A 3,215-nucleotide genomic window follows, 5' to 3' on the forward strand; every position below is an offset into this window, starting at 1 on the left:
CCATGAAATTAATGCGTACCGTGGGCGGCAGATGCGGATAAGCGGGTTCCTCCGCGCCACGCATTTCCCCTGCCGGGAAGCCCATGCCGGGATGAGGCCGGAAGCGCACCGGCTCGTGCCGCACCTGCCAGCTGCTGCCCGGCACGGGTGCCTCGGGATCGCTCCTTTCCAGTAGCTGACAGAAGCGGTAAAAATTCATATAAGGCAGCCGGTCACCCAGCCGCGCGATTAGCCGGGCAGGCGCTGACTGTGATTCTCTTTCCACCGGATGCATTTTCCTTCAGGCCGGATAATCAGGGAGAGCTGAATGAACTGGTTCATGTCCGCGTAAAGCGACAGGAAGCGGTTAAGCATCTCGCCGAACAGATGTATATCGCCATCACCGCTAAAGCCGCTGCTGTCGAGCGTCACCTCAATGTCGAGACCACGCAGCAGGTAACCAGACTCAAACCGCTGCAGACGGTGATGCTGTACGTCAAGGATCGCATCCAGTTTGCGGTTGCAGAGTTCGTCATCCTGCCAGTTGTACAGCGACAGCGTGCCGCGCAGCACCTCTGCGCTATTCATCATATTGATGAAGCCGGAACCGAGGTGGCTCAGCACCCGCCAGTGAAAGCGGTCCTCAGCGGGTGGATAAGCAGGAAGTGTCGGACGAGTCAGATTGCGCACCGTGACAGGGGTCTGCAGCACCTGTTCGCAGCGGTCCAGCAGGGTGCTCTGCAGCGCACGACGGGGAAGCTGCCCGTTGGTGCCGGTGATACGCAGCGAGAGCGTATCGCGGGAAAGCTCTTCCCCCTCCTCCCACTGCTGACCGCCGAGTATCAGCCAGGTGTCGTGCATCCCGGTCACGCCTTTTCGAACGCGCGTATGAAAATAGCGCTCAGGTGCGAGGCGTCGCATCATGCCGCCCCGGTGCCGGAAACTGGTGAACGGAACGTACTCTGCCGCGCCGGTCAGCCCTGAACCGCTGACTGCATCCACCGAGTAAATTTCGGTATGTCCGTCCTGCAGGCGCTTCGCGCGCAGCAGGTACTCGCTATCCAGTCCGTTAACCGTCAGCGGGTCTGCTTCCAGCGTGAACAGGTTAATCACCGGTACGCAGTGCAGTTTCAGCGAAGCATCGGTCACCGGCAAATCACTCTGCCACGCCTCACTGAATACCACCTCAATATCGAACCCCGTGAGTCCGGGTGGAAGAGGGATAGCTTCCAGTCCGTTCAGGATCACAAAGCGAAACTTCTCCGGGAAGGTGAAGTACTCCAGCAGCAACTGATAGCCGCTGAAGGCGCTGTCACCCTTTGGCCATAGTCTGTCGTCCTCACCAAATCCACCCGGGCTGAACCAGGCGTTGAGGGCCATCCGCTCCTGCTGCCCGGCCAGGCGGACGTATATCGCGGCCTGACGGCGGGTCAGCCTCTGATGCAGCGCGGTCGCGACGGGCACGTCTTCTCCCAGCCACAAGCTAAGATGGCGCAGGTCACACTGGCTCCAGTCCGCCTGCCCGCTGCTGGCTATGCGCAGACGCAACACGGAACGTCCGTCCGGCTCGGTGCCCATGACCACGCCTGAGATTGACAGCGGATTAAGCGTAACCGGCTTTGTGGTGCGGTAGTGGCAGACAGTATTTTTGGGGCCTACCGGGCGGGAATACACCTCCAGCCCGGCGGGAGCAGTCTCCGCCATTTTCATTTTGGGCAGATCAGGCGAGAGAGCCACTATGCTCAGTGACGGGATCGTGCGTAGATAGTGCGGCCAGAGCATGCTGACCAGGCCCTCAGTCAGCTCCGGCAGGTCATCATCAATCTTCTGGCGCAGTCTACCGACAGAAAAAGCAAATCCCTCCAGCAGGCGCTCCACAAAGGGATCCGGCGTGCCTGCACGATCCAGATTGAGCATGGCAGCGCGGTCAGGGTGAGTTTCGGCAAATTCTTTTGCGGCGTCGCGCAGATAGCGCATTTCGTTATCGTAATAACGCAGGGTTAAGTCTTTCATAAACGGGTTTCGTCTTCCTTTACGAAGTGGTCAGTATGGCAGCACGAGCGGCATCAATCCGGATAAGCGATGAAAGTAGTCTTTCCATCTCTGTGTGCGTCCTGGTTTTATCCGCTTCGCTTCGGCCTGCACGGCTGCGCAACAGCTTCAGCCTGCGGGACTGCACCTCAAACAACAGAGATGGCTCCCACTCGCCCAGCGTCATACTCTCTGCTTGCGTATCGAGCGCACATAGCAGATGAAGCGCCATTTCCTGACGGCCAAATTGCTCAGCAAGTCTGGCCATAAGCAAACGCAATAACCACTGCTGGCGAGATGAACTGATGCCGGGCCGCTGCTGCAGCCAGGCCAGCGCAGTCTCAATGCCCTCCCTGTCTGCCATGTCAGTAGCCTCGCTCTCCAGCTGCAGCACATCATCCTCTGCGCCAGCAGTCACAGAGACAGCCTCCGTTTCGAACACTCCCGCAGACATCAGCACATGCTGCTGGATCCAGCCCATGGTGACCTCATCCGCAAACGGCATTCCGTCACTGAAGGCCAGCGTCTCCAGCCCGTTGAGGCGCGACAGCAGGCCCTTCAGATCGTCCTGAACAATCGCCGCCAGCGCCGCATTACCCGAACGCGATTGCGCCTGGTGCTGGTACCACTGCAGGTCAAGCCAGAAGTGATTGCCGCCCCGGCTGAACAGGCTGTCGGCCTGCTCGGCCAGTTCGGCCCAGCTCTGCTGCAGCCACAGGCGTTTAAGCTGTGCGCGCTGGTCCGGCTTGGGTGGCTCGATACGGCTTTTGCCGTCGCCGGACAACGGTGGCAGCTGGCTGAGCGTGTCATGACGGATGGTTTTCATCAGCCTGTGCGCGGCCAGCCATCCGCCTGGCTGATCGCGCAGATAAGCGGCCAGCGTTCGTGCCTGATCCAGTAGATCACGCCCGGAACTGATAGCCGCCATAGAGGGGGCGGCGGAGGCTGAAGACGACTGGGATGCGGGACCGTCTGCCGCCGTCTGGGGCACCACCGCATCAGGGCCGCCTGCCCTCAGCAACCTTGCCTCCAGCGCGCCATAAAGGCCGCCAAGGCCGGCCCCGCCCTGCGCTCTGCATACGTCATAGATTGGAATAGCGTCGTGTAGGGAAAGAGTGTACTACCTGCTGTAGCCCTTGTTTATCCTCCTGACAGAATTGGATAAAATCGATAATCATATCTAATGTTCAGAATGGTGCTATGCT

3 protein-coding genes are annotated in these 3,215 nt (G+C 59.7%); all 3 read right to left on the minus strand.

The window, feature by feature from the left end:
- The coding region (locus H7A81_RS26500) for a type VI secretion system baseplate subunit TssG (RefSeq protein ID WP_182059255.1) at positions 1 to 274 on the minus strand (274 nt) is incomplete at its 3' end.
- A complete protein-coding gene (gene tssF / locus H7A81_RS26505) occupies positions 229 to 1,992 on the minus strand; it encodes a type VI secretion system baseplate subunit TssF (RefSeq protein WP_182059256.1) in 1,764 nt (587 codons plus the stop codon). The genes tssF and H7A81_RS26500, both read right to left, overlap by 46 nt.
- 19 nt (positions 1,993 to 2,011) lie before the next feature.
- Entirely contained in the window at positions 2,012 to 3,031 is a 1,020-nt protein-coding gene (locus tag H7A81_RS26510) for a type VI secretion system domain-containing protein (protein WP_255479058.1), read from the minus strand.
- Between the last annotated feature and the right edge of the window lie 184 nt (positions 3,032 to 3,215).

Origin of the sequence: Pantoea sp. ME81 (assembly GCF_903970985.1) — a bacterium.
In the GTDB taxonomy this organism is placed as follows: domain Bacteria; phylum Pseudomonadota; class Gammaproteobacteria; order Enterobacterales; family Enterobacteriaceae; genus Pantoea; species Pantoea communis.

Excerpts from the sequence above, each read along its gene's own strand:
- tssF (WP_182059256.1), bottom strand. The coding sequence starts at position 1,992 with ATGAAAGACTTAACCCTGCGTTATTACGATAACGAAATGCGCTATCTG.